This is a genomic window from Mycobacterium sp. GA-0227b (assembly GCF_001499855.1).
Lineage (GTDB): Bacteria > Actinomycetota > Actinomycetes > Mycobacteriales > Mycobacteriaceae > Mycobacterium.
In genome coordinates this window covers 15,561-40,742 of the sequence record NZ_LQIK01000002.1, presented here as the reverse complement: position 1 = coordinate 40,742, position 25,182 = coordinate 15,561, and the positions used below count along the sequence as shown (strand labels likewise).

The window sequence follows — 25,182 nt, the reverse complement described above, 5'->3', positions numbered from 1 at the left end:
CCTTCCTGCGGCTGGTCGATCTGCTGCCGCTGCCCAGCCTGCGGGCCCAGCGCGTCATCGCGTTCCTCGTCATCCTGACCCAGGGCGGCATCGCCGTGACCGGCGCGATCGTCCGCGTCACCGCGTCCGGCCTGGGGTGTCCGACCTGGCCGCAGTGCTTCCCGGGCAGCTTCACCCCGATGCCGCACCCCGAGGTGGCCGTCATCCACCAAGCCGTCGAGTTCGGCAACCGCATGGTCACGTTCCTGGTGGTGCTCACCGCCGCGGCCGCGGTCCTGGCGGTGACACGCGCACGCCGACGCCGCGAGGTGCTGATCTATGCCTGGCTGATGCCGGCTTCGACGGTCGTGCAGGCGGTGATCGGAGGGATCACCGTGCTCACGGGCCTGCTGTGGTGGACGGTGGCCATCCACCTGCTGGCGTCGATGACGATGGTCTGGTTGGCGGTGCTGCTGTTCGTCAAGATCGGCGAGCCCGACGATGGCGTGCTCACCCGGCGCGCACCAAAGCCGTTGCGCCAGTTGGCTTTCCTCGGTGGCGTCGCGCTGGCAGCTGTCCTGGTGACCGGTACGTTGGTGACCGGGGCCGGACCGCACGCGGGAGACAAGAGCCTCGACCGCACGATCCCACGCCTCGAGGTCCCCATCCCCACGCTGGTGCACGTGCATTCGTCGCTGCTGGTGGCCTACTTGTCGCTGGTGATCGGCCTGGGCTTCGGCCTGCTGGCGGTCCGCGCAGCCCGGCCGGTGATGGTGCGCCTGGGTGTGCTGCTCGCCTTGGTGGTGGCGCAGGGACTGGTCGGGGTCGTGCAGTTCTACACCGGCGTGCCCGCGGCGCTGGTGGCCGTCCATGTGGCCGGCGCCGCGGCCTGCACGGCAGCCACCGCGGCGCTATGGGCGTCGATGCGAGAGCGGGCCGAGCCCGAACCTCTCGAGCGCTGACTCGACGCCCAGGACGAACGCCCGCTGTTGCCGCTCGCGGGTCGGTGGGTCGAGTTGCATCCAGCCCAGCGACGGTTCGACCAGTTCGACCTCCAGCACCCGCGGCTCGAAGCGTCCGCCGACGACGTCCACCCGCGCGTAGAGCAACTCCTCGGGCGCCAGGTCCAGGTGGGCGGCCGCCGCCGCCAGCGCCGCATGACCGACGTCCCACACCTCGAAGTCGGGCTCGGCCGGGGTGAGCGTCTCGCGCGCGTAGGTGCCCGACTCGTCGAACGGCGGCACCTGGCCGGCGCGCCGCAGTATCGGGCCCTTGGTGAACGCATGCGATTGCGAACCGCCGAGAAACACCAGCGCGGTCTCCCCGTCCTCGATGCGTGCGTCGTAGGGCTGGATCAGCACGGTCCGGCCGGTGGCCAGCAGACGGGCGGCGTGCCGTCGAGCGTCATCGCGATCCGAAAAACGCACCGTATCCACCGATCCCACACCGACAGCGGGTTTGACCACGACCTCGGCGCTGTTCGGCAGCCGCACCGTGGCGCCCGGACCGAAGAACCGGCTCGGCACGATCGGCACCCCCGCGTCGGCAAGGTCGAGGAGATAGCGCTTGTCGGTGTTCCACGGCACCACTCTCGCGGGGTTGAGCAGGTTGCGGACCCGCCCCGCCCAGCCGAGGAACTCGTCGAGCCGATCGATGTAATCCCACGTCGCCCGCAGGATCACCAGGTCCGCCTCCAGCGTCGCCGGGTCGTCCCAGGACAGCCAGCGGGCGTGCAAGCCATGCTTACCCAGCGCGGCGAGCAGGCCGGCGTCGTCCCCGTCTCCCTCCGGCAGTGCAGGGCAGCCGGCCAGCACGATGCGCGGGTGGAAAAGGTCGGGCCGCGCGAGCTTCACAACTGCAAGGATATTGGGAGGATGTGAGCATGCACGCCATCGAAGTCGCCGAGACCGGCGGACCCGAAGTCCTCACCTACGTCGAGAAGCCGCAGCCGACGCCGGGCCCCGGCGAGGTGCTGATCAAGGCCGAGGCGATCGGAGTCAACTTCCTCGACACCTACTTCCGGTCCGGACAGTATCCGCGGGAGACGCCGTTCATCGTCGGCAACGAGGTGTGCGGCACCGTCGAAGCGGTCGGCGACGGCGTCGCCGCGCTGAAGGTCGGCGACCGCGTCGTCACCGCGCAGGCCAACGGCGCCTATGCCGAATACAGTGTCGCCCCAGCAGATTTCGTCGCTTACGTACCCGACGGCGTGAGTCCCGAGGCGGCCGCCGCCGCACTGCTCAAGGGAATGACCGCGCACTACCTGATCAAGTCGCTGTACCCGGTGCAGCAGGGCGACTCGGTGCTCGTGCACGCGGGAGCGGGCGGCGTGGGCCTCATCCTCACCCAGTGGGCGACCAGCATGGCGGTGCGGGTCATCACCACGGTCTCGACGCCGGAGAAGGCCGAGTTGTCGCGCCAGGCCGGCGCGGTGGAAGTGCTCGACTATCCGGACGACCCGGCGGAGTTCGGCGCCACGATCAAGGAGATGACCGACGGCGGCGTCGCCGCGGTGTACGACGGCGTCGGGGCGGCCACGTTCGAAGCCAGCCTCGCCAGCCTGGCGGTGCGGGGCACGCTGGCGCTGTTCGGTGCCTCCAGCGGGCCGGTCCCGCCATTCGATCCGCAACTCCTCAACGCGGCGGGTTCGCTGTTCTTGACCCGGCCCACGCTCGTGCACTACACCCGCACCGCAGACGAGTTCGCTTGGCGGGCAGGCGAACTCCTCGACGCGATCGCATCGGGCACCTTGACCATCACGGTCAGCGAGCGCTACCGGCTCCCCGACGCCGAGCAGGCGCACCGCGACCTGCAGGGCCGCCGGACCGTCGGATCGGTGGTGTTGGTGCCCTAGCGGTCAGAACAGAGTCGGCAGCGCCAGCGCGGAGTCGATCGCCAGTGCGCAGAAGACGACGGCGAGGTAGTTGTTGGACTGAAGGAACAGCCGCAACGGTTTGACGGGTTCGCCGCGACGCACGCCGTTGTAGAGCTGGTGCGCCATCACCAGGAACCATGTCCCGGCCAGCAGCGCGACGGCCGCGTACAACCAGCCGGTCGCGGGCGTCAGCGCCAGCGTGGCGGCCACCGTCAGCCAGGTGTAGATCACGATCTGCTTGGTGACCTGGCGCTCAGTCGCCACCGCGGGCAGCATCGGAACACCGGCCGCGCGGTAGTCCTCCTTGTAGCGCATGGCCAGCGCCCAGGTGTGCGGGGGCGTCCAGAAGAAGATGATCGCGAACATCACCAAGGCCGGCCAGGCGATCGTCCCGGTGACCGCCGACCACCCGATCATCACCGGCATGCAGCCCGCGGCGCCGCCCCACACCACGTTCTGCGAGGTGCGGCGCTTGAGCAGCAGCGTGTAGACGAGAACGTAGAACGCGATCGTCGCGCCCGCTAGGTGGGCCGACAGCATGTTCGTCGTCCACCACAGCCAGAAGAAGGATGCGACGGACAGCGCGAGCCCGAACACCAGCGCGTGGCTGCGCGGAACCGTGGCGCGGGCCAGCGGTCTGCGCTCGGTGCGCTTCATGACCTTGTCGATGTCGGCGTCGGCCACGCAGTTCAGCGCGTTGGCGCCTGCCGCCGCCAGCAGCCCACCGACCAGCGTGTTCAGGATCAGCAGCGGGTCGACGTCGCCGCGGTGGGCCAGCAGCATCGCGGGGATCGTGGTGACCAGGAGCAGTTCGATGACCCGCGGCTTCGTCAGCGAGACGTAGCCCAGGATTTTCTGGCGGATTCGCGTCCGGAGCCGCTCCGGCGGCGACATTCGATCCGGCGCCCCGTCGACGAGGTGGCCTTCGCGAACGCTCACGCAGCTACTCCTGTCGAAATGCGGGGGCTTCTACTACAGACGATGGTAGACCGCGCCGCAACGGCGGCCTAATCGTCCCCCAGCAGCCTGCATCGGATGACCATCCGGCACTAGGGTGTTTAAGCGAGCAGCTGAAAAGCTCAACGCCGACCAGGAGTGCGCCTGTGACCACGCTCGAAGAAATTTCCGCGCTGACCCGTCCGAACCACCCAGACGACTGGACAGAGGTCGACACGCTGGCGGTCGACACCATCCGGGTGCTGGCGGCGGATGCGGTACAGAAGGTGGGCAACGGCCATCCCGGCACCGCGATGAGCCTGGCGCCCCTGGCCTACACGCTCTTCCAGCGCCAGATGCGCCACGACCCCAGCGACGTGCACTGGCTGGGCCGGGACCGCTTCGTGCTGTCCGCCGGGCACTCCAGCCTGACGCTCTACATCCAGCTGTACCTCGGGGGCTTTGGCCTCGAGCTCTCCGACATCGAGTCGCTGCGGACCTGGAAGTCGAAGACGCCGGGACATCCGGAGTTCCGCCACACCAAGGGCGTGGAGATCACCACCGGCCCGCTGGGTCAGGGGCTGGCCTCGGCGGTCGGGATGGCGATGGCATCGCGCTACGAGCGCGGCCTGTTCGACCCCGACACCCCGTGGGGGGAGAGCCCGTTCGACCACTACATCTACGTGATCGCCTCCGACGGCGACATCGAAGAGGGCATCACCAGTGAGGCGTCCTCGCTGGCGGGCACCCAGCAGTTGGCCAACCTGATCGTCTTCTACGACCAGAACCAGATCTCGATCGAACACGACACCAACATCGCGCTGTCCGAAGACGTCGCAGCTCGCTACCGCGCCTACGGCTGGCACGTGCAGGAGGTCGAGGGCGGCGAAAACGTAGTCGGCATAGAAGAAGCCATCGAGGCCGCACGCAAAGTCACCGACAAGCCGTCGTTCATCGCGGTGCGGACGATCATCGGCTATCCGGCGCCCAACAAGATGAACACCGGCAGTGCGCACGGGTCGGCGCTCGGCGAAGACGAGGTCGCCGCGACCAAGAAGATCCTCGGCTTCGACCCGGACAAGACGTTCGAGGTGCGGCCCGAGGTCATCGAGCACACCCGCAAGTTGGTGGAACGCGGGAAGGAAGCACATGCCAAGTGGCAGACCGGTTTCGATGCCTGGGCGGAGCGCGAACCCGACCGTAAGGCGCTGCTGGACCGGCTGCTGGCCCAGGAATTGCCCGACGGTTGGGACTCCGACCTGACCCACTGGGAGCCCGGCTCCAAGCCGTTGGCCACCCGCGCCGCATTCGGTCAGGTGCTCAACGACGTCGCACCGAAGCTGCCCGAGCTGTGGGGCGGTTCGGCGGACCTCGCCGGCAGCAACAACACGACGATCAAGAGCGTGAAATCCTTTGGTCCCCCGTCGATTTCGACTGACGACTTCACGGCGGACTGGTACGGCCGGGTGCTGCATTTCGGTGTCCGCGAGCATGCAATGGGCGCGATCCTGTCCGGCATCGTGCTGCATGGTCCGACGCGTGCGTTCGGCGGCACCTTCCTGCAGTTCTCCGACTACATGCGCCCGGCGGTGCGGCTGGCCTCGCTGATGGACATCGACACCATATACATCTGGACGCATGATTCGATCGGCCTCGGCGAGGACGGACCGACCCACCAGCCGATCGAACACCTCGCGGCGCTGCGGGCGATCCCGAACCTGTCGGTGGTCCGCCCCGGTGACCCCAATGAAACCGCCTACGCGTGGCGCAGCATCCTCGCCCGCGGCAACGGAAGCGGTCCCGTCGGTTTCATCCTCACGCGGCAGGGCATCCCCGTGCTGGAGGGTACGGACGCCGACGGTGTGGCCCGCGGCGGGTACGTGCTCGGCGGCGGAAAACCGGCCGACGACGCCGACGTGATCATCATCGCGACCGGTTCGGAACTGCAGCTGGCGGTGGAAGCCCGCAAGCTGTTGGCGGAGAAGGACATCTCCGCCTACGTGGTGTCGATGCCATGCGTGGAGTGGTTCGAATCGCAGCCGCAGGAGTACCGCGATTCGGTGCTGCCACCAACCGTTTCGGCGCGTGTCGCCGTCGAGGCGGCCGTCGCACAGAGTTGGTACAAGCTCGTCGGTGACACAGGAGAAATCGTCTCCATCGAGCACTACGGCGAGTCCGCCGACGACAAGACGTTGTTCCGCGAGTTCGGGTTCACCCCCGAGGCCGTGGTGGCAGCCGCGGAGCGCTCCATAGACAACTAGTGATCGAAAGGCACAGCAATGGCTCAGAATCCGAATCTCGCAGCCTTGTCCAACGCCGGCGTGTCGGTGTGGCTCGATGACCTGTCGCGCGACCGACTACAGACGGGCAACCTGCAGGAGCTCATCGACACCAGAAGCGTCGTCGGGGTGACGACGAACCCGTCGATCTTCCAGGCCGCCCTGTCGAAGGGGCACGCCTACGACGATCAAGTCAATGAACTGGCCGCGCGCGGCGCCGACGTGGACGCGACGATCCGCACCGTCACCACCGACGACGTGCGCAATGCCTGCGACGTGCTGGCCAAGCAGAACGAACTGTCCGACGGCGTCGACGGCCGGGTGTCGATCGAAGTGGACCCCCGCGTCGCGCACGACACCGACAAGACCATCCTCCAGGCGATCGATCTGTGGAAGACCGTCGACCGGCCCAACCTGCTGATCAAGATCCCCGCCACGATGGCCGGCCTGCCCGCGATCACCGCCGTGATCGCCGAAGGAATCTCGGTCAACGTGACGCTCATCTTCTCCGTCGAGCGCCATCGGCTCGTGATGGATGCCTATCTCGCGGGTTTGGAGAAGGCCAAGGAGGCCGGCCACGACCTGTCCAAGATTCATTCCGTCGCTTCGTTCTTCGTGTCCCGGGTGGACACCGAGATCGACAAGCGGCTGGAGAAGATCGGCTCTGAGGAAGCACTGAGACTGCGTGGCAAGGCCGGGGTGGCCAACGCTCGGCTCGCCTATGCGGCCTACGAAGAAGTGTTCGTCGGCGGCTCGCGCTACGAGGCGTTGAAGGCCGACGGCGCCCGTGTCCAGCGTCCGCTGTGGGCGTCGACCGGCGTGAAGAACCCGGACTACTCCGACACGTTGTATGTCACCGAGTTGGTCGCCCCGAACACGGTGAACACCATGCCGGAGAAGACCATTGACGCGGTCGCCGACCACGGCGTGATCACCGGCGACACGGTGACCGGTACGGCCGACGAATCGCAGGCACTGTTCGACGAGCTCTCATCGGTCGGAATCGATCTGCCCGACGTGTTCCGGCTGCTCGAGGACGAGGGTGTGGAGAAATTCGAGAAGTCGTGGCTCGAGTTGCTCGAGGCGACGCAGGAACAGCTCGACGCCAGCAAGAAATGACGGATTGGGTCAATCCGCTGCGCGACAAGCGCGACAAGCGGATGCCGCGGATCGCGGGGCCGTGCGGAATCGTGATCTTCGGTGTCACCGGCGATCTCTCGCGGAAGAAGTTGATGCCCGCGATCTACGACCTCGCGAACCGCGGCCTGCTGCCTGCGTCGTTCTCGCTCGTCGGATTCGCCCGACGGGACTGGGCGGACGAGGATTTCGGACAGGTCGTCTACGAGGCGGTCAAGAAGCACGCGCGCACGCCGTTCCGCCAGGAGGTGTGGGACCGGCTCGCCGAGGGTTTCCGGTTCGTCCAGGGCACATTCGACGACGACGCGGCGTTCGCCCGACTCGCCGAGACGCTCGAGAAACTCGATGCCGAGCGCGGGACGGGCGGTAATCACGCTTTCTACCTTTCCATTCCACCCAAGGCGTTCCAGCAGGTGTGCGAGCAACTGCAGAAGTCCGGGTTGGCCCGGCCGCAGGAGGGCCGCTGGAGCCGGGTGGTGATCGAGAAGCCGTTCGGCCACGATCTGCAGAGCGCGCGCGAACTCAATGCGGTGGTCAACAGCGTGTTCCCGGAGGAGTCGGTGTTCCGCATCGACCACTACCTCGGCAAGGAGACCGTCCAGAACATCCTCGCGCTGCGCTTTGCCAACGAGTTCTACGAACCCATCTGGAACAACAACTACGTCGACAGCGTGCAGATCACGATGGCCGAGGACATCGGGCTCGGCGGTCGCGCAGGCTATTACGACGGTGTCGGGGCGGCGCGTGACGTCATCCAGAACCATCTGCTGCAGCTGCTGGCGCTGACCGCGATGGAGGAGCCGGTCAACTTCGGACCGCACGAACTGCAGGCCGAAAAGATCAAGGTGCTTTCGGCCACGCAACCCGTTCAGCCGCTCGACCAGACCACGGCGCGCGGACAGTACGCGGCGGGTTGGCAGGGCAGCGAGAAGGTGGTCGGCCTGCTTCAGGAGGAGGGCTTCTCCAAAGATTCGACGACCGAGACCTACGCGGCCATCACGCTGGAGGTCGACACCCGGCGGTGGGCCGGCGTGCCGTTCTTCCTGCGCACCGGAAAGCGGTTGGGCCGCAGGGTGACCGAGATCGCGTTGATCTTCAAGCGGGCGCCGCATCTGCCGTTCGACAAGACCATGACCGAGGAGCTGGGCCAGAACGCGTTGGTGATCCGGGTGCAGCCTGACGAGGGCATCACCACCCGATTCGGCTCGAAGGTGCCGGGCAGTGCCATGGAGGTCCGAGACGTCAACATGGACTTCTCCTACGGTTCGGCGTTCGCCGAGGACTCCCCCGAGGCCTACGAGAGACTCATCCTCGACGTGCTGTTCGGCGAACCGTCGCTGTTCCCGGTGAACAGGGAGGTCGAATTGTCCTGGGAGATCCTCGATCCCGTTCTGGATTACTGGGCGTCACACGGCAAGCCCGAGGCGTACGAGGCGGGCACCTGGGGGCCGGCGTCCGCCGACGAGATGTTGCATCGGGTCGGCCGGGAGTGGAGGCGGCCGTGATCCGCGAAGGCGCAAGGAGGCGGCGGTGATTGTCGATCTGCCGGATACCACGACCAACGACATCAACAAGAAGATCACCGGTCTGCGCGAAGAGGGCGGGGCGATCACGTTGAGCCGCGTCCTCACCCTCGTGATCTCGCTGGATTCCGATGATCTGCTGGAAGATTCGATCGAGGCGGCCAACTTCGCCAGCCGTGAGCATCCCTGCCGGGTGATCGTCGTCGTGCCCGGTGACCGCGGTGCCGCCGATTCCCGGCTCGATGCACAGCTGCGCGTCGGCGGAGACGCCGGCGCTGGCGAAGTCGTCGCGCTGCGCTTGCACGGCGAGCTCGCCGACCACGCGTCCAGTGTGGTGTTGCCGTTCCTGCTTCCCGACACCCCGGTGGTGGCCTGGTGGCCGGCGGGGGGCCCGGATGTTCCCGCGAGGGACCCGTTGGGGCGGTTGGCGATTCGAAGGATCACCAACGCGACGCAGTGCGGAGATCCGATGGCCGCGATCAAGGGCCGCCTGGAGGGCTACACCGCGGGCGACACCGACCTTGCTTGGGCGCGCATCACGTACTGGCGTGCGCTGCTGGCGGCTGCGGTCGATCAGGAACCGCATGAGCCGATCACGTCTGCGTTGGTATCAGGCCTGCGAGAAGAACCGTCGCTCGATGTCCTGGCGGGCTGGCTGGCCGCCAGAATCGACGCTCCGGTGCAGCGAGAGGTCGGCGAGCTGAAAGTGGAGCTGGTGCGCGGCGGCGAGACGATCACGCTGCGACGGCCCCAGACGGGTGTCACCGCGACGCTGAGCCGCACCAGCCGACCCGAAGCGCGAATTCCGTTGGCGCGCCGCGAGACCAAGGAATGCCTGGCCGAGGACTTGCGCAGGCTCGACGCCGACGAGATTTATCACGAGGCTCTGCAGGGCATCGAGAAGGTGCAGTACGCGTGAGTCCGATCATCGAACGGTATCCAGACTCGGCAGCGCTGGTGGCGGCGGCCGGCGACCGGCTTGTCGCCGCGATCGTCGACGCGATCGACAAGCGCGGCGCGGCGCATATCGTGTTGACCGGTGGCGGCACCGGCATCAACATGCTGAAGCGCGTTGCCGAGCACAGTGACGGGATCGACTGGAGCAAGGTCCATCTCTACTGGGGCGACGACCGGTTCGTGCCCGAGGACGACGACGAGCGCAACTACAAGCAGACGCGCGAGGCACTGCTGGACCGGGTGGACATCCCGGTCGACAACGTGCACCCGATGGCCGCCAGTGGAGCGCAGTTCGGCGACGACCTCGATGCGGCCGCGGCCGACTATGAGCGCGTGCTCGCCGCCAACGCCCACGACGGCGAGCCAACGCCCGACTTCGACGTGCACCTACTGGGCATGGGCGGTGAGGGACATGTTAATTCGCTGTTCCCCCATACCCCGGCGGTCCGTGAACGCGATCGACTCGTCGTCGGCGTCGTCGACTCGCCCAAGCCGCCGCCGCGCCGAATCACGTTGACCTTGCCTGCGGTTCGACGGTCACGAGAGGTGTGGCTGGTCGTCTCCGGCGAAGGGAAGGCCGATGCCGTGGCCGCTGCGATCGGCGGTGCCGATCCGGATGACGTACCCGCCGCGGGTGCCGTCGGCCGCGAGGCGACCGTCTGGCTGCTCGACGAGGCGGCGGCGAACAAGCTCTGACCCCTGCGAAAAGATCGCCGCCTGTCAGTGGATCCGGGTAGTATCGAACACATGTTCGACACGCTCTGTGACGCGGCCGTGGCCGAGGCTATCGCCACGGCTTCACGCGAACAGAACGCCGCCTGTGGCCTGGAGATGCAGGCTATTGGGGAGTTGTACGCCCGACGGGCGCCGGCGGATGAGGACGAGCGGGACAACTGGGCCATCGACGGACACGCGAACGTGGTCGCCGAGATCTCTGCGGCATTGAACATCAGCCGCGGTCGAGCGGCAGGGCGGCTCAACTACGCGATCGACCTGCGGGAGCGCCTGCCCGGTGTGGCCGCGGTGTTCGCTGCCGGCGACATCGATTTCCGGATGATGACCGCGCTGGTCAGCCGTAGTCAGAACGTCGAGGACCCCGGTCGACTGGCCCGACTCGATGAGGCTTTTGCGCAATGGGCACCGAAGTGGATGAAATTGTCGGGACCCAAACTGACCGAGCGCATCGACATGTGGGTGGAGAAGTTCGATCCGGCTGGGGTTCGCGAACCCCAGCCGCCCACTGACGACCGCTACGTCGACGTCGGACCGATCAGCCCGGGCATGGTCGGGGTCTGGGCCAAACTCGCCTTCGTCGATGGTGTCGCCTTCGACACCCGCCTCGACGAAATGGCCGCCACGGTCTGCGATGACGACCCGCGCACCAAACGGCAACGCCGGGCCGATGCGCTGATGGCGTTGGCGGCCGGGCAGAGCGCGCTCGAGTGTGGCTGTGGCGCAGAGGATTGCGCCAGCGCCTGCAGGCAGCGTGAACAACCGCCCCTGAGCCAGCTCGTCATCAATGTGATCGCCGATCAGGCGACAATCGACGGTCGATCCGAGTCACCGGGATACCTTCCGGGGTTCGGTGCCGTGCCCTCGACGATGTTGCGCGATCTGGCCGCCGCCGCCCGGTTGCAACCGGTACGGCTACCGGAGCCGTGCGCCGAGCAGGGTTACCGGCCCTCGGCCGCGCTGGCGCGGTTCGTGCGTTGCCGTGACCTGACATGCCGATTCCCAGGCTGCGACGAGCCGGCCGCGGCGTGTCAGATCGACCACACGGTCCCCTACCCCGGCGGGCCGACACATCCGTCGAATCTCAAACTGCTGTGCGTGTTTCACCATCTGCTGAAGACGTTTTGGTGCGGAGCCGACGGGTGGTCCGACCGTCAAGCCGCAGACGGCACGGTCGTGTGGACGGCGCCCAATGGGCAGACCTACACCACCACTCCAGGTGGTGCGGAGTTCTTCGAACAGCTCGGACAACCCACCGGCGAGGTCGTGCCGGCCCCGCCGACGCGTGGACCGGTCGACAGTCATCGCGGGGCGATGATGCCGATGCGTCGACGCACCCGCGCCGAGGACAAGGCCTACCGCATCGCTCTGGAGCGACAACACAACGCCGCGCGCATCCGTCGCATCCAACTCCTGCTCGCCGAGAGGCTCTCCCGGGACGACGAACCACCGCCGTTCTGACGTGCCGTCACTCGTGAGGGTCCGTCCGAATGTCGCGGCAACCGTCACGGAATCCAGCGTCGTAGTCAACGCTTCCGGTCATCGGTTTCGACAGCAGCGTGAGGTTGCGCAGATCTGCCGTGCATTGCCGGGCCGAGGTTTCTCGTTGGCTCACACCTATTCAGACGACGGGTTCTGCTCAGCGGTTCCACGGCTGCGGTGATAATGAGCGACATGGCAGACAAAGGTGGTAGGCCGGTGCGCACGGGGCCGGAACGGATCAGGAAGCTCGCGCAGGCGGCACTCAACGCCGACGTCACAGTCGAACAGGTCGACACCATCCTCGTGGGGCTCAGCGAAACCCTCGAGGACCTGAACAGTTCCACCGCCAACCTCGATGCCACGCTCGAGCGGTTCAACGAGACGATCAACCAGATCAACCAGCTCGCCCCGCGGCTCAACGCGGTGGTGGACCGCATGGAGGGCATCGTCGACCGGGTGGAGCGGATCGTCGGCCTCGGTGAATCGGTGATCTCGCCGCTGGCCGCCACCGAGCAGGCGGTGCGAGGAGCTGTGAACAAAGTGCGCAAGACCGCCGGATTGTGACGGCGGCTATCCGCTGTTGCGCAATGCGGTCGCCAACCCGCTCATCGTGAGCAGGATTCCCCGCTGGACGAGTTCGTCGTCGTCGCCGGAACGGTAGCGGCGCAACAGCTCGACCTGAAGGTGGTTCAGCGGTTCCAGGTACGGGAAGCGGTTGAACACCGAACGCGCCAGCGCCGGATTGTCGGCCAGCAGGTCGTCCTGGCCGGTGATGAGCTTGTGCATGCGGATCGTGCGGTCGTGCTCGGCGACGATCTTGTCGAAAACCCGGCGCCGCAATTCTTCGTCCTCGACGAGTTCGGAATAGCGGGCGGCCAATCCCAGGTCCGACTTCGCCAACACCTGTGCCATGTTCGACAGCACAGTGCGGAAGAACGGCCACCGCCGGTACAGGTCCTGCAGCACCTCGACCCGAGCTTCCTTCTCCGGGCCCTCACCCACATACTCCTCGAACGCCGAACCGGTGCCGTACCAACCGGGCAGCATGACCCGCGATTGGCTCCATGCCAACACCCATGGAATCGCCCGCAGATCGGCGATCGAGGTCGTGGGCTTGCGCGACGACGGCCTGCTGCCGATGTTGAGTGCGCCGATCTCGCTCACCGGTGTCGATGCCTTGAAGTAGTCGACGAAACCCGGTGTCTCGTGGACCAATTCGGCGTATGCCCGCTGGGCGCGTGCTGCCAGGTCGTCGAGCACCTCGTAGGCGGGGCCGGCGGCGTCGCCGAGGCCTTCCACGTCGAGCAGCGTGGCCTCCAGGGTGGCGGCCACCAATGTCTCGAGGTTGCGGTGCGCGATCTGCGGCTCGGCGTACTTGGCGGCGATCACCTCACCCTGTTCGGTGATCCGTAGCGATCCGTTCACCGCTCCCGGCGGCTGCGCCAAGATGGCGTCGTAGCTCGGGCCGCCACCGCGGCCGACCGTGCCGCCGCGACCGTGGAAGAGGCGCAACCGGATTCCGGTCTTGCGCGCCGACTCCACCAGATCGAGTTCGGCGCGGTACAGCGCCCAGTTCGCCGCCAGATAGCCGCCGTCCTTGTTGGAGTCGGAGTAACCGAGCATCACTTCCTGGCTGTCGTCACGCGCGGACACGATCGATCGGTACACCGGGAGATCCAGCACCGCTTCGAGGATCGACGATCCCCGTTGCAGATCGTCGATCGTCTCGAACAACGGCACGATGCCCACCGGGGCGTACGGCTGCTCAGCCGACACGTCGAGCAGGCCGGCCTCCTTGAGGAGAATGGCGGCCTCCAGCATGTCCGAAACGGACTCGCACATCGAGATGATGTAGTTCGGCACCGCCTGCGGCCCGAAGACCCGCACTGCCCGCGCGGCCGCGTCCACGATGTCGAGTTCCTTGCGGGCCAGTTCGGACAGGGCCGCACCCTCCTTGACCAGCGGCCGCCGAGTCGCCAGCTCCCCGGCCAGCAGTCGGATCCGTTCCTCCTCGGCCAGCGATCGGTAGTCCGGGTGCACACCGGCCCAGGCGAGAAGCTCCGCGATGACCTCCTCGTGCACTTCGGAGTTCTGCCGCATGTCCAGACCGCAGAGGTGGAAACCGAACGTGTGCACGGCTTCTCGCAGCCGTGCCAGCCGGTCGTCGGCCAGCACCGCGCTGCCGTTTGCGCACAGCGACTCGTCGACCACGTTCAGGTCGGCCAGCAGTTCGGCGGACGTCTGATAGCGCTCGAGACCCAGGTCGAGTTCGTGTTCCGGCTGCTGGTCCAGGATCTCCTGCGCCGTCGACGTGAGGCGGGCGTGGATCACGCGCAGCGCTCGCCGGTAGGGTTCGTCGGCGCGCGCGGGCTCGTCGCACCGGGCGGCCAGCGCGGCGAGGTCGTCGCTGATCCGGACCAGCCGCGCCGACATCGACAGCTCCTCTTCCAGCGCGGTGATCTCGGCGAAATAGTGGTCCAGCGCCGTGTACGCGGCGTTGGAGGTGGCAAGGCGCACCACCTCTGCGGTGACATTCGGATTACCGTCGCGATCGCCGCCGATCCACGACCCGGGCCGCACGATCGGCTCGTCGAGTAGCCCAGCATCGGGCCAGCGATCCTGTAGTTCCGCGCGCACGTCGGCGTTCACCTGTGGGATGACTTCGAAGAACGCGGCCGGGTAATAGCGCAGACCGGTCTCGATCTCGTCTTGAATCTTCAACCGGGACAACCGAACCAGCGCGGTCTGCCACAGCGTGAGGATGTGGCGACGCAGTTCGTGCTCGATGTCGCGACCGTCGTCGGTGGCAGCGTGGCCGTGCAGCCGCAGCCGCATCAGTTCGGTGATGCGGTGTTGTGTGTCGAAGATCGTGCGACGCCTGGTCTCGGTCGGGTGAGCCGTGATCACCGGCGACACCAACGCCCCCGCAAGCGCCTCGGCGACGGCGCCAGGCTCCAAATCGACCGAGTCGAGCTTGGCGTAAGTGGCGGCCAGGCTGCTGTCCTGCGGGGGCTCGCCGGCCGCCACGTGCACGGCGCGGCGACGTTCCCGATGAATGTCCTCGGCGACGTTGGCCAGCAGCGCGAAGTGGGTGAACGCGCGGATGATGGGGATCGCCTGGCGGATCTCGATGCCGTCGAACATGCGCGCCAGCGCCCCGCGGTCGATCTCCGAGCGGCGCACCCGAAACGACTCCACGCGGGCGCGCTCGACGAGGTCGAACACCTCCTCGCCGCTCTGCTCGCGCACGGTGTCACCGAGTATCGCGCCGAGCAGCCGGATGTCCTCGCGCATCGGCTCGGTGGCGTCGCGGCCCACCCGGGTGCGCCTGACCGCGCCTATCGGTTCCAGTCCGGCGACGTCAGCCATGACTCAAGTATCGGCGCCGCGGCAGCGGGCCGCAGATCGGGGGAAATTCAGTCCGGATTTGCTCAAACGCCCACCGCCGGCCCGGTTGGGTGCACGCTTTATAGATCACCATCAAGGAGGGCCGACCAATGACATACCACCTCCTGCCGGGCGCCCTCTGCGCTACGGCCATCGCGTTCGTGCTGCCCGGCATCGCCAGCGCCGCCCCGATCGACAACACCTGGGATATCGAGGAGTACGACAATTGCATCCAGAACACGACCAAGCCGCAATGGCAGTGCTGCATCGACTCCGGCGGGGTACCGACGTTGCCGTCAGACCCGAACGGCTGCACCGCGCCGCCCGCCGAGGGCCAGGGTTCGCAGCAGGGGCCGCGCGGCTTGCCGTCGGGGCCGGTCACCGGCGACCTGCCCGAGGTGCAGGGTGACCCCGGCCAGCCGCCGCGCACGCCCCTGCCCACGCCGATAGTGCCGATAGGTCCGGCGATCGGCTGACGCGGAGCCGGATCAGCTGTATTTGATCAGCAGCGCGACGCCGACGATCGAGACCAGCCAGATGCCGGTGACGAACAGCGTCAACCGGTCCAGGTTCTTCTCCACCACCGTCGACCCCGACAGGCTGGACTGGACGCCACCGCCGAACAGCGTGGACAGGCCGCCGCCCTTGGCGCGGTGAAGCAGCACCAGCAGCACGACCAGGACGCTGGTCACCACCAGGGTGATCTGCAGGGCCAATTCCATGGCCGCAAGACTACCTAATCGGCCGGTATGACTACGGCAGGGGCCCACCGGCCGCGATGGCCGACAACGTGGCGAACTGCTCACCGTCCAGCGACGCCCCGCCGACGAGCGCCCCGTCGACGTCCTCCTGCGCGACGATCTCGCCGACGTTCTTCGCGTTCACCGAGCCGCCGTACAGCACGCGAACACCCGCCGCCAGCTGCGGCGTGGCCAGCTTGCCCAGCTCGTCGCGGATCGCCTTGCACACCTCCTGCGCGTCGGCGGCGCTGGCGACCCGGCCGGTTCCGATCGCCCACACCGGCTCGTAGGCGATCACCGCCTGACCGATCTGCTCGGCCGACAGGCCGGCCAGCGAGCCGCGCAGCGACTCGACGTTGTGTTCGACGTGGTTGCCGGCCTCGCGGACCTCGAGCTGCTCACCGATGCAGACGATCGGCACCAGCCCGTGACGGAAGGCGGCCGCCGCCTTGGCCGCCACGATCGCGTCGTCCTCGTGGTGATAGGTGCGCCGCTCGGAGTGGCCGACGACCACGTACGTGCAGCCGAGCTTGGCCAGGAACGCACCGCTGATGTCGCCGGTGTAGGCGCCCGAGTCGTGCTCGGAGAGATCCTGCGCGCCGTAGGTCAGCAGCAGCTTGTCGCCGTCGACGAGGGTTTGCACACTGCGCAGATCGGTGAACGGCGGAATCACCGTGACGTCGACTTTGTCGAAGTACTTCGCCGGCAACGCGAACGCGATCTTCTGCACCAGCGCGATCGCCTCGAAGTGGTTGAGGTTCATCTTCCAGTTGCCGGCGATCAGCGGTTTGCGGCTCACGACTCGAGCACCTCTCACTCTTCTAAGACAGCGATGCCGGGCAGTTTCTTGCCCTCAAGGTATTCCAGCGACGCCCCGCCGCCGGTGGAAATGTGGGAGAAACCGTCCTCGTCGAGGCCGAGCTGCCGCACCGCGGCCGCCGAATCGCCGCCGCCGACGACGCTGAACGCGCCCTTGGCGGTCGCGGAGATGATCGCCTCGGCGACGCCCTTGGTGCCCGCCGCGAACGCCGGGAACTCGAAAACCCCCATCGGACCGTTCCAGAAGACGGTCTTGGCGTTGGACAGCAGCGTGGTGAACCGCTCGATCGAGCCGGGACCGATGTCAAGGCCCATCTTGTCTTCCGGAATCCGGTCGGCCGCGACGATCTCGGCCGTCGCGTCGGCGGCGAACTTGTCGGCCACCACGATGTCGACCGGCACATGGATCACGTCGGCGTAGGTGTCCAACAACTTGCGGCACGTGTCGATCATGCCCTCTTCCAACAGCGAGGTACCCACCGAAACACCTTGGGACGCAAGGAAGGTAAAGCACATCCCGCCGCCGATGAGCAGACTGTCGGCCTTCTCGGCGAGCGATTCGATGACCGCGAGCTTGTCGGACACCTTGGATCCGCCCAGCACGACGGCGTACGGCCGGTCCGTCGAGCTGGTCAGCTGCTCGAGCACCTTCACCTCGGCGGCCACCAGCGTGCCCGCATAGTGCGGCAGCAACTTCGCGACGTCGTACACCGACGCCTGCTTGCGGTGCACCACGCCGAAACCGTCGGAGACGAAAGCGCCGTCATCGCCGACGAGTTCGACCAATGCCTTCGCCAGCGCCAGCCGCTCGGCGTCGTCCTTGCTGGTCTCGCGGGCGTCGAAGCGGATGTTCTCCAGCAGCAGGATGTCGCCCTCGGTCAGGCCTTCGGCGCGGGCCAAAGCGTCGGTTCCGACGACATCACCGGCGAGCTGCACGTGCCGACCGAGCTGCTCGCCCAATGCCTTCGCGACGGGAGCCAACGAGTACTTCGGGTCCGGGCCCCCTTTGGGACGGCCGAGGTGCGCGGTGACGACTACCTTGGCCCCCGCATCGGAGAGCGCCTTCAGTGTCGGCACCGAAGCGGTGATCCGTCCGGGGTCGGTGATGTCGCCGTCATCATCGAGAGGGACGTTGAGGTCCGACCGGACCAGCACGCCCCGTCCCGAAACACCTTCTGCCAGAAGGTCTTCGAGCGTCCTGATCGCCACGGCGTTACAGCGACTTGCCGACCAGCGCGACGAGGTCCACGAGGCGGTTCGAGTAACCCCACTCGTTGTCGTACCACGACACGACCTTGGCCTGGTTGTCGATGACCTTGGTCAGCCCCGCGTCGAAGAGCGAGCTGTGCGGGTCGGTCACGATGTCGCTGGACACGATCGGCGCGTCGTAGTACTTGAGGATGCCCTTGAGCGGACCTTCGGCCGCGGCCTTGAACGCGGCGTTGATCTCGTCGACGCTGGCCGTCTTGGACAGCTCGGCCGTCAGGTCGGTCACCGACCCGGTGGGGATCGGCACCCGCAGCGCGTAGCCGTCGAGCTTGCCCTTCAGTTCGGGCAGCACCAGTCCGATGGCCTTGGCGGCGCCGGTCGAGGTGGGCACGATGTTGATGGCGGCCGCGCGCGCCCGGCGCAGGTCCTTGTGCGGGCCGTCCTGCAGGTTCTGGTCCTGGGTGTAGGCGTGGATGGTGGTCATCAGCCCCTTGACGATGCCGAACTCGTCGTTGAGGACCTTGGCCAGCGGGCCAAGGCAGTTCGTGGTGCACGACGCGTTGGAGATGATCTTCTGGCTGCCGTCGTACTTGTCGTCGTTGACGCCCAGCACGATCGTGATGTCCTCGTCGCTGGCCGGCGCGGAGATGATGACCTTCTTGGCACCCGCGTCCAGGTGGCCCTGCGCCTTGTCGCGCTTGGTGAAGATGCCCGTTGATTCAACTACGACATCGACGCCCAAATCCCCCCACGGCAGCGCCGCCGGGCCCTCCTTGACCGACAGCGCCTTGATCTTGTTATCGCCGACGACGATGGTGTCCTCGCCCTCGAGGCTGATCTCCTTGGGGAACCGGCCCAGGATCGAGTCGAAGCGCAGGAGGTGCGCCAGCGAGGCGTTGTCGGTGAGGTCGTTGACGGCGACCACCTCGATGTCGGTGCTCTTGCCTTCGGCCTTCTGCGCCTCGAGCGCCCGGTAGAAGTTGCGCCCGATGCGGCCGAAGCCGTTAACGCCTACCCGGATGGTCACTGGTCTCTCCCTCAGTCGCCTCAACGTGTGGTGCTCAGAGGCCAGCCTAGTGGTGTGATAGCGGCCACGTGCGACCTGGTCAGTGCACAGTCAAGCTCTGGTCCGTGTACGGGTTGCCGAGCCATTCGCGGCGAATTCGTTGCAGCGTGCCGTCGGCTTCCAACTCGGCCTGCGCCACGGTCAGCCGCCCGAGTAACGCCTGGTCGCCCGGGGCGACGGCAATCGCGATGTCCTCTGTGGAGAGGCCGCGCTGAACCACGTCCACGCCGGGTATCGGCCTGACCAGTTCGGTGAGGACGGGCGCGAGCGCGATGACCGCGTCGCACGCGCCGGTGCCGAGGTCGGTCAGCGCCGAAACGATGGAGTCGTAGCTGCGGACGGCGCCGGCCTTGCCGTCGGCGGCCAATCGGTCGGCGATCGACTGGCCGGTGTCGCCGCGCCGCACGCCGATGGTCAGCCCGACGAGGTCGTCGACGGATCGCACCCGGGGCGAGCGCCGGGCGTCGACGGCCAGCGCCTGGCCGCTGATCACGTACGGCGGAAGCATGTCGGCCTCCGAGGTGACCGTGGTGCCGGTGACGCAGTCGTAGGCTGACCCTGGATCCACGAATTCGGCTGTGGCGCCGAGGTGTTCGCCCAGCGCGTGCATCAGGTCGACGTCGAGGCCGCCCTCGTCGCTGATAAAAGGCGGATACGGGATGGCCGTCGCGACCCTCAGCGTCTCCATGAATCCACCGTATTTGAGGTGGCTACGCATCGGGTGGAAACTTCCGGGTATGGAAGAACCATCAACCTGTGGCCAAGGGTTGGCGGCGCGGGCCGTCATCCCCGGCAAGCTCAGCGAAGCGCTGCACGCGCAAGCACGCGTTCTCGAGGCGCACATGAGGGCGCTCGACCCCGCCGACGCGGATGCGAGAAGGGAACTCGACGCGTACGCGGCGTTGGTGACCGCGCACCGCGACGTCGCCGACCGGTTGTCCGGTATTGCCGTCGAGATGGCCGACTACCGGAGCCTGCCCATGGCGGCACACGACGAAGCCGCGATGTCGGACACGGCGGCGCTTCGCGCATTCGAGACATTCGTCCGCGCCGAGAGCGAACTCGCGAACCTGTTGCAGGAGTTGTCGCAGCAGGATCAGGCGATGCTGAAAACGATGCGCTCGGCGGAAACCTAAGCGTCTTCGAGCAGGTCCGGCGTGACGGCCGACTCGGTGTCGGGGATGCCATCCTGTTTGGCCTTGCGGTCGGCCATCGACAGCAATCGCCGGATGCGACCGGCCACAGCGTCTTTCGTCATCTGTGGATCGGCCAGCCGGCCCAGCTCCTCCAGCGACGCCTGCCGGTGCTCGACGCGCAGCTTGCCCGCCGCGGCCAGATGGTCGGGCACCGTGTCGCCGAGGATCTCCAGCGCCCGCTCCACCCGTGCCGCGGCCGCGACGGCCGCCCGAGCCGAGCGACGCAGGTTCGCGTCGTCGAAGTTGGCCAACCGGTTCGCCGTCGCGCGCACCTCGCGGCGCATCCGGCGCTCCTCCCACGTCAGCCTGGTGTCTTGCGCGCCCATCCGGGTCAGCAACGCGCCGATCGCCTCGCCGTCGCGCACCACGACGCGGTCGGTGCCGCGCACCTCGCGGGCCTTCGCGCTGACCCCCAACCGGCGGGCCGCACCGACCAGCGCCAGCGCCGCCTCCGGGCCCGGGCAACTGACCTCCAGCGCCGACGACCGGCCCGGCTCGGTGAGTGACCCGTGCGCCAAAAACGCTCCCCGCCAGGCGGCTTCGGCGTCGGCCACGCTGCCGCCGACGACCTGGGCGGGTAACCCGCGCACGGGTCGGCCGCGCAGGTCGAGCAAGCCCGTCTGGCGGGCCAGCGCCTCACCGTCGTTCGCCACCCGAACCACATACCGCGTGCTCTTGCGGATGCCGCTGGCCGACAGAACGTGCACCGCCGCGTTGTAGCCGTACAGGTCGTAGATGTCCTTGCGCAGCCGCCTGGCGATGATGCCCAGGTCGACCTCCGCCTCGACGATCACCCGCCCCGAGACGATGTGCAGCCCGCCGGCGAAGCGCAGTAGGGAGGCCACCTCGGCGCGGCGGGCGGTGACCGCATTGACGACCAGCCGGCTCAACTCGTCTTTGACCTCGGCTGTCATCGCCACGGGTCGTCACCTCTCGGTCCGTTCATCGTCGGCGTCGGCACGGTCGGCTCCGGTGGTGCTGCGCCGCGAAGGCGAACCCCGTCCAGAGCCGCGGCCAACCGCGCCGGGTCATGTAAAGGTGTACCAGGTCTGGAGACGTCAGCGAACTCAACTCGGGCATCGAGAATGGTCGCGGTGCGCCGCAATTGCTCGCGTTCGCGTTCACTGGGCACCCGGCTCGCATCGACGATGATGTCGTGCACGGTGAAGGTCGGCGCGTGCTGCGACAGCACGTGGATGTGCCGCTCGACGGAGAAGCCGGCCGTCTCCCCCGGCTCGGCCACCAGGTTGAGCACCAGTGCTCGGCGCGCGGTTGTCGCCTGCAACGCCGCCAGCATGTCGGGCACCAGCACATGCGGGATGACGCTGGTGAACCACGAACCCGGACCGAGGACCACCAGGTCGGCGGCCATGATGGCGTCGATTGCCTGCCGGGTGGCCGGCGGGTCGCCCGGCAGCAGCCGCACCCGACGCACCTTTCCGACGGTCGTGGCGATTGCCACCTGACCGCTGATCACCCGGCTCATCCGCGGATCCGCCTCGAGACCGGCGACGTCGGCCTCGATCCCGAGCCCAACGGGGCACATCGGCAACACCCGGCCTTTGACACCCAGGATGCGGCCCAGCTCGTCGAGCGCGGCGACCGGATCGGCGAGCACTTCGCTGAGCCCGGCCAGTAGGAGGTTGCCGATCGGATGGCCGGCGAGCGCACCGCTGCCGCCGAAGCGATGCTGGATGATCGTGGCCCACAGCCGACCGTGCGGACTGTCGGAAGCCAACGCCGCCAACGCCATTCGTAGGTCACCGGGTGGCACCACGTCGAGTTCGTTGCGCAGCCGTCCCGACGAGCCGCCGTCGTCGGCGACGGTGACGACCGCGGTGACGTGCGGGGTGAGCCGGCGAGCGGCCGACAGCGTGGCGTACAGCCCGTGTCCTCCGCCGAGTGCCACGATGCGGGAACTCATTCGCGGCCCAGATCCCGGTGCAGTACCCGTACCGTCAGGTCCTCACCCGCCTGCAGCCGCGCCGCCAGCGCCTCGGCGATCGCCACGCTTCGATGTTTGCCGCCGGTGCATCCGATGGCGACGGTCATATATCGCTTCCCCTCGCGACGGTATCCGTCAATGACTACGTCGAGCAGCCGATGATAGGTGTCCAGGAACTCCCCCGCACCCGGCTGCCCGAGAACGTAGTCGCGGACCGCGGCATGCTGCCCGGTATGCGGACGCAGGTCGTCGACCCAGTGCGGGTTCGGCAGGAATCGGACGTCCATCACGGTGTCGGCGTCCATCGGCAGCCCGTACTTGTAGCCGAAAGATTCCACCGTGACGTTGGTGTGCGCGACGGTCTCACCGCCGAAGGCGCGTTCGATGCTCTCGCGCAACGCGGGCACCGACAGTGTTGAGGTGTCGATCACCAGATCGGCGGATGCGCGCACCGGGGCCAGCAGCGCCCGCTCAGCCGCAATACCTTCTGCCAGCGTCTGATTGCCCTGCAGCGGATGGCTGCGGCGGTTCTGCTCGTAGCGGCGCACCAGGATGTCGTCGGAGGCCTCCAGGAACACCACCCGCGGCGTGATGTTCCGGGCGGCCAGCTGGTTGCGCACCCAGTCGAGATCGCCGGTGAACCCCCGCGACCGCACGTCCATCACCACGGCCAGTTGGGTGATCCGCGAACCCGCCGCGAGCCCCAACTCGACCATCTGCGCGATCAGCTCCGGCGGAAGGTTGTCCGCGACGTACCAACCGAGATCCTCGAGCACCTTGGCCGCGGTGCCCCTTCCCGCGCCGGACAATCCGGTGACGAGGACCACGTCGATATCCGAGTCGGCGTTCGCCTCGTCGCGGAGGTCCTCGTGCATCCCTTGGTCCGTCATCCCGATACCCTGCTCCGATCATGGCCGATCGCCGCCTCGGGCGCGTCGCTTTCGGGCGGGACGCCGAGTGCGTCCAGTACGGCCCTGGCGGTGGCGACGCCGATACCCGGTACCGCGGTGATCTCCTCGATGGACGCCTCTTTGAGTCGGGCCACCGAGCCGAAATGGGTGACCAGTGCCTTGCGGCGATGCTCGCCGAGACCGCGCACCGAGTCCAGCGCTGAGGCGGTCATCCGCTTGGACCGCTTGCTGCGGTGATAGGCGATCGCGAACCGGTGCGCCTCGTCCCGCACGCGCTGCAGGAGGTAGAGCCCTTCACTGTTGCGCGGCATGATCAGCGGGTCGGGTTCGGACGGAACCCACACCTCCTCCAGCCGCTTGGCCAGTCCGATCACCGCGACATCGGTGATGCCGAGTTCGTCGAGCACCGACTGTGCGGCGTTGACCTGGGGTGCACCCCCGTCGACGACGAACAGGTTGGGTGGATAGGCGAACTTGCGCGATTTTCCTTCCGGCGCAAGCTCGGTCGGGTGCTGGGTATCGTGCAGGTGACGGTAGAACCGCCGCCTCGTCACCTCGGCGATCGACGCCACATCGTCGGAACGGCCCTCGCCCGCGGCTTCCCGGATGGCGTAGTGCCGGTAATCGGACTTACGTGGAAGACCGTCTTCGAACACCACCAGCGAGGCCACCACATCGGTGCCCTGTACATGGCTGATGTCGACGCATTCGATGCGCAGCGGTGCGTCGGCGAGCCCGAGCGCGTCCTGAATACTCTGCAGCGCAGCGGTTCTCGCGGTGAAGTCACCGGCCCGCTTGAGCTTGTGCTGCGTGAGCGCGTCCATGGCGTTGCGGCGGACCGTCTCGGCGAGCGCGCGCTTGTCGCCGCGCTGTGGCACGCGCAGCATCACCCGCGACCCCCGCAACTGCGTGAGCCAGGCCGCCAGCTCGTCGGCGTTGCCCGGCAGGCACGGGACCAGCACTTGGCGCGGCACGGGATTCGTCGACTCGTCGGCGGCGCCGTCCAATTCGGCCTGCTCGCCGTAGAACTGGGTCAAGAACTGTTCCACCAAGTGTTCCTGACTCGTTTCGCCCGGCTCACCCGATTTCTCGACGATCCAGCCGCGCTGGCCGCGCACCCGGCCACCGCGGACGTGGAAGACCTGCACGGCGGCTTCCAGATCGTCGTCGGCGAAGGCCACCACGTCGGCGTCAGTGCCGTCGCCGAACACCACCGCCTGCTTCTCCAGCGCCCGCTTGAGCGCACCGATGTTGTCGCGCAGGCGCGCGGCTCTCTCGAAATCCAATTCCTCGGCGGCCTCGGTCATCTGCTGTTCCATGTCGCGGACCAGCCGGTCGGTCTTGCCCGCCAGGAAGTCGCAGAAATCGAGGACGATCTGGCGATGTTCGTCGGCACCGACCCGGCCGATGCACGGAGCCGAGCACTTGTCGATGTAGCCCAGCAGGCACGGCCGGTCGATTTGCCTGTGCCGCTTGAACACTCCCGCCGAGCAGGTACGAGCTGGAAACACGCGGGTGAGGAGGTCGAGGGTTTCGCGGATCGCCCAGGCGTGCGAGTACGGACCGAAGTAGCGGACACCCTTGCGCCGCGCCCCGCGGTACACCATCAGCCGCGGGTACTCCTCGTTGAGCGTGACCGCGAGCACCGGGTATGACTTGTCGTCCCGGTACCGGATGTTGAATCGCGGATCGAACTCTTTGATCCAGTTGTACTCGAGCTGCAGCGCCTCGACTTCGGTGTTGACCACCGTCCAGTCGACGCTGCCCGCCGACATCACCATCTGCCGTGTGCGGGGGGCCAGGTTCACCAGATCGGCGAAGTAGGAGTTCAGCCGACTGCGCAGACTCTTCGCCTTGCCGACGTAGATGACCCGGCCGTGCGGGTCGCGGAACCGGTAGACGCCCGGCTCGACGGGGATCGACCCGGGGGCGGGTCGGTACGTCGCTGGATCGGGCACGGATTCCAGGTTACTGCCGCGTCACGACGTCCCCGATCCACTACCGTCGAG

23 protein-coding genes are annotated in these 25,182 nt (G+C 67.4%); 11 read left to right on the top strand and 12 right to left on the bottom strand.

What is annotated here, in order from left to right; translation table 11 throughout:
* Window positions 1–11: 11 nt before the first annotated feature.
* Window positions 12–941: a COX15/CtaA family protein gene (locus AU185_RS02850; RefSeq protein ID WP_172800227.1), complete on the top strand. Its 930-nt coding sequence runs from the start codon at window positions 12–14 to the stop codon at window positions 939–941.
* On the opposite strand, the gene AU185_RS02845 is transcribed toward AU185_RS02850, so the two are convergent.
* On the bottom strand, window positions 891–1,832 hold the full coding sequence (locus tag AU185_RS02845; protein WP_059099994.1) for an ATP-grasp domain-containing protein: 942 nt from the start codon (window positions 1,830–1,832) through the stop codon (window positions 891–893). The genes AU185_RS02850 and AU185_RS02845 overlap by 51 nt on opposite strands.
* Before the next feature lie 29 nt (window positions 1,833–1,861).
* Here AU185_RS02845 and AU185_RS02840 point away from each other — a divergent pair, with 29 nt between their 5' ends.
* Entirely contained in the window at window positions 1,862–2,833 is a 972-nt protein-coding gene (locus AU185_RS02840; protein ID WP_059099993.1) for a quinone oxidoreductase family protein, read from the top strand.
* A gap of 3 nt (window positions 2,834–2,836) precedes the next feature.
* Here the strand turns inward: AU185_RS02840 and AU185_RS02835 are convergent, their stop codons facing one another.
* On the bottom strand, window positions 2,837–3,748 hold the full coding sequence (locus AU185_RS02835) for a heme o synthase (protein ID WP_172800228.1): 912 nt from the start codon (window positions 3,746–3,748) through the stop codon (window positions 2,837–2,839).
* 209 nt (window positions 3,749–3,957) lie between these two features.
* On the opposite strand from AU185_RS02835, the gene tkt reads away from it, so the two are divergent.
* The 7 genes from tkt (at window position 3,958) to AU185_RS02800 (ending at window position 12,464) form a co-directional block, all read left to right on the top strand.
* Window positions 3,958–6,051, top strand: a complete 2,094-nt coding sequence (tkt, locus tag AU185_RS02830; protein ID WP_059099991.1) for a transketolase — start codon at window positions 3,958–3,960, stop codon at window positions 6,049–6,051.
* 18 nt (window positions 6,052–6,069) lie between these two features.
* Window positions 6,070–7,188 (top strand): transaldolase, encoded by a 1,119-nt coding sequence (gene tal / locus AU185_RS02825; RefSeq protein ID WP_059099990.1) that lies wholly within the window; start codon window positions 6,070–6,072, stop codon window positions 7,186–7,188.
* Complete coding sequence (zwf, locus tag AU185_RS02820; RefSeq protein ID WP_059099989.1) at window positions 7,185–8,711, top strand: glucose-6-phosphate dehydrogenase; 1,527 nt, start codon at window positions 7,185–7,187, stop codon at window positions 8,709–8,711. The genes tal and zwf overlap by 4 nt, the downstream gene beginning before the upstream one ends.
* A 25-nt stretch (window positions 8,712–8,736) precedes the next feature.
* Window positions 8,737–9,648, top strand: coding sequence for a glucose-6-phosphate dehydrogenase assembly protein OpcA (gene opcA, locus AU185_RS02815; protein WP_059099988.1), 912 nt, complete (start codon window positions 8,737–8,739; stop codon window positions 9,646–9,648).
* On the top strand, window positions 9,645–10,382 hold the full coding sequence (gene pgl, locus AU185_RS02810; RefSeq protein ID WP_059099987.1) for a 6-phosphogluconolactonase: 738 nt from the start codon (window positions 9,645–9,647) through the stop codon (window positions 10,380–10,382). The genes opcA and pgl overlap by 4 nt, the downstream gene beginning before the upstream one ends.
* Before the next feature lie 51 nt (window positions 10,383–10,433).
* Complete coding sequence (locus tag AU185_RS02805) at window positions 10,434–11,879, top strand: HNH endonuclease signature motif containing protein (protein WP_059099986.1); 1,446 nt, start codon at window positions 10,434–10,436, stop codon at window positions 11,877–11,879.
* 213 nt (window positions 11,880–12,092) lie between these two features.
* Window positions 12,093–12,464, top strand: coding sequence for a hypothetical protein (locus tag AU185_RS02800; RefSeq protein ID WP_059100172.1), 372 nt, complete (start codon window positions 12,093–12,095; stop codon window positions 12,462–12,464).
* Between the two features lie 6 nt (window positions 12,465–12,470).
* Here the strand turns inward: AU185_RS02800 and ppc are convergent, their stop codons facing one another.
* Window positions 12,471–15,269: a phosphoenolpyruvate carboxylase gene (gene ppc / locus AU185_RS02795; RefSeq protein ID WP_059099985.1), complete on the bottom strand. Its 2,799-nt coding sequence runs from the start codon at window positions 15,267–15,269 to the stop codon at window positions 12,471–12,473.
* Between the two features lie 128 nt (window positions 15,270–15,397).
* On the opposite strand from ppc, the gene AU185_RS02790 reads away from it, so the two are divergent.
* On the top strand, window positions 15,398–15,763 hold the full coding sequence (locus AU185_RS02790; protein ID WP_059099984.1) for a hypothetical protein: 366 nt from the start codon (window positions 15,398–15,400) through the stop codon (window positions 15,761–15,763).
* A gap of 12 nt (window positions 15,764–15,775) precedes the next feature.
* Here the strand turns inward: AU185_RS02790 and secG are convergent, their stop codons facing one another.
* The 5 genes from secG to AU185_RS02765 all read right to left on the bottom strand — a co-directional run bounded on the left by secG (window position 15,776) and on the right by AU185_RS02765 (window position 19,809).
* Window positions 15,776–16,009, bottom strand: coding sequence for a preprotein translocase subunit SecG (gene secG / locus AU185_RS02785; RefSeq protein ID WP_019348649.1), 234 nt, complete (start codon window positions 16,007–16,009; stop codon window positions 15,776–15,778).
* A 31-nt stretch (window positions 16,010–16,040) separates the two neighbouring features.
* Window positions 16,041–16,826, bottom strand: a complete 786-nt coding sequence (gene tpiA / locus AU185_RS02780; RefSeq protein ID WP_059099983.1) for a triose-phosphate isomerase — start codon at window positions 16,824–16,826, stop codon at window positions 16,041–16,043.
* A 14-nt stretch (window positions 16,827–16,840) separates the two neighbouring features.
* Entirely contained in the window at window positions 16,841–18,055 is a 1,215-nt protein-coding gene (locus AU185_RS02775) for a phosphoglycerate kinase (RefSeq protein WP_059099982.1), read from the bottom strand.
* A gap of 4 nt (window positions 18,056–18,059) precedes the next feature.
* Window positions 18,060–19,082 (bottom strand): type I glyceraldehyde-3-phosphate dehydrogenase, encoded by a 1,023-nt coding sequence (gene gap, locus AU185_RS02770; protein ID WP_059099981.1) that lies wholly within the window; start codon window positions 19,080–19,082, stop codon window positions 18,060–18,062.
* Window positions 19,083–19,161: 79 nt separating this feature from the next.
* Window positions 19,162–19,809, bottom strand: coding sequence for an ABC transporter substrate-binding protein (locus AU185_RS02765; protein WP_059100171.1), 648 nt, complete (start codon window positions 19,807–19,809; stop codon window positions 19,162–19,164).
* 49 nt (window positions 19,810–19,858) lie between these two features.
* Between AU185_RS02765 and AU185_RS02760 the strand changes: the two genes are divergently transcribed.
* Window positions 19,859–20,257, top strand: coding sequence for a hypothetical protein (locus AU185_RS02760; protein ID WP_156425372.1), 399 nt, complete (start codon window positions 19,859–19,861; stop codon window positions 20,255–20,257).
* On the opposite strand, the gene whiA is transcribed toward AU185_RS02760, so the two are convergent.
* From whiA to uvrC, 4 genes are read right to left on the bottom strand one after another with little or no spacing between them, the layout of a single operon-like run.
* Window positions 20,254–21,231, bottom strand: coding sequence for a DNA-binding protein WhiA (gene whiA, locus AU185_RS02755; RefSeq protein ID WP_156425383.1), 978 nt, complete (start codon window positions 21,229–21,231; stop codon window positions 20,254–20,256). The two genes, AU185_RS02760 and whiA, sit on opposite strands and share 4 nt — an antisense overlap.
* Complete coding sequence (gene yvcK / locus AU185_RS02750; RefSeq protein WP_059156939.1) at window positions 21,228–22,241, bottom strand: uridine diphosphate-N-acetylglucosamine-binding protein YvcK; 1,014 nt, start codon at window positions 22,239–22,241, stop codon at window positions 21,228–21,230. The genes whiA and yvcK overlap by 4 nt, the downstream gene beginning before the upstream one ends.
* On the bottom strand, window positions 22,238–23,137 hold the full coding sequence (rapZ, locus tag AU185_RS02745; protein WP_172799489.1) for an RNase adapter RapZ: 900 nt from the start codon (window positions 23,135–23,137) through the stop codon (window positions 22,238–22,240). The genes yvcK and rapZ overlap by 4 nt, the downstream gene beginning before the upstream one ends.
* A gap of 11 nt (window positions 23,138–23,148) precedes the next feature.
* Window positions 23,149–25,131, bottom strand: a complete 1,983-nt coding sequence (gene uvrC / locus AU185_RS02740; RefSeq protein WP_059099976.1) for an excinuclease ABC subunit UvrC — start codon at window positions 25,129–25,131, stop codon at window positions 23,149–23,151.
* Window positions 25,132–25,182 lie beyond the last annotated feature (51 nt).

What these genes read in the sequence shown, in the direction of transcription:
- AU185_RS02840 (WP_059099993.1), top strand. Translation starts at nt 1,862, where the DNA reads ATGCACGCCATCGAAGTCGCCGAGACCGGCGGACCCGAAGTCCTCACC.
- AU185_RS02835 (WP_172800228.1), bottom strand. Translation starts at nt 3,748, where the DNA reads ATGTCGCCGCCGGAGCGGCTCCGGACGCGAATCCGCCAGAAAATCCTG.
- tal (WP_059099990.1), top strand. Translation starts at nt 6,070, where the DNA reads ATGGCTCAGAATCCGAATCTCGCAGCCTTGTCCAACGCCGGCGTGTCG.
- zwf (WP_059099989.1), top strand. Translation starts at nt 7,185, where the DNA reads ATGACGGATTGGGTCAATCCGCTGCGCGACAAGCGCGACAAGCGGATG.
- AU185_RS02805 (WP_059099986.1), top strand. Translation starts at nt 10,434, where the DNA reads ATGTTCGACACGCTCTGTGACGCGGCCGTGGCCGAGGCTATCGCCACG.
- AU185_RS02800 (WP_059100172.1), top strand. Translation starts at nt 12,093, where the DNA reads ATGGCAGACAAAGGTGGTAGGCCGGTGCGCACGGGGCCGGAACGGATC.
- ppc (WP_059099985.1), bottom strand. Translation starts at nt 15,269, where the DNA reads ATGGCTGACGTCGCCGGACTGGAACCGATAGGCGCGGTCAGGCGCACC.
- AU185_RS02790 (WP_059099984.1), top strand. Translation starts at nt 15,398, where the DNA reads ATGACATACCACCTCCTGCCGGGCGCCCTCTGCGCTACGGCCATCGCG.
- secG (WP_019348649.1), bottom strand. Translation starts at nt 16,009, where the DNA reads ATGGAATTGGCCCTGCAGATCACCCTGGTGGTGACCAGCGTCCTGGTC.
- AU185_RS02765 (WP_059100171.1), bottom strand. Translation starts at nt 19,809, where the DNA reads ATGGAGACGCTGAGGGTCGCGACGGCCATCCCGTATCCGCCTTTTATC.
- AU185_RS02760 (WP_156425372.1), top strand. Translation starts at nt 19,859, where the DNA reads ATGGAAGAACCATCAACCTGTGGCCAAGGGTTGGCGGCGCGGGCCGTC.
- whiA (WP_156425383.1), bottom strand. Translation starts at nt 21,231, where the DNA reads ATGACAGCCGAGGTCAAAGACGAGTTGAGCCGGCTGGTCGTCAATGCG.
- yvcK (WP_059156939.1), bottom strand. Translation starts at nt 22,241, where the DNA reads ATGAGTTCCCGCATCGTGGCACTCGGCGGAGGACACGGGCTGTACGCC.
- rapZ (WP_172799489.1), bottom strand. Translation starts at nt 23,137, where the DNA reads ATGCACGAGGACCTCCGCGACGAGGCGAACGCCGACTCGGATATCGAC.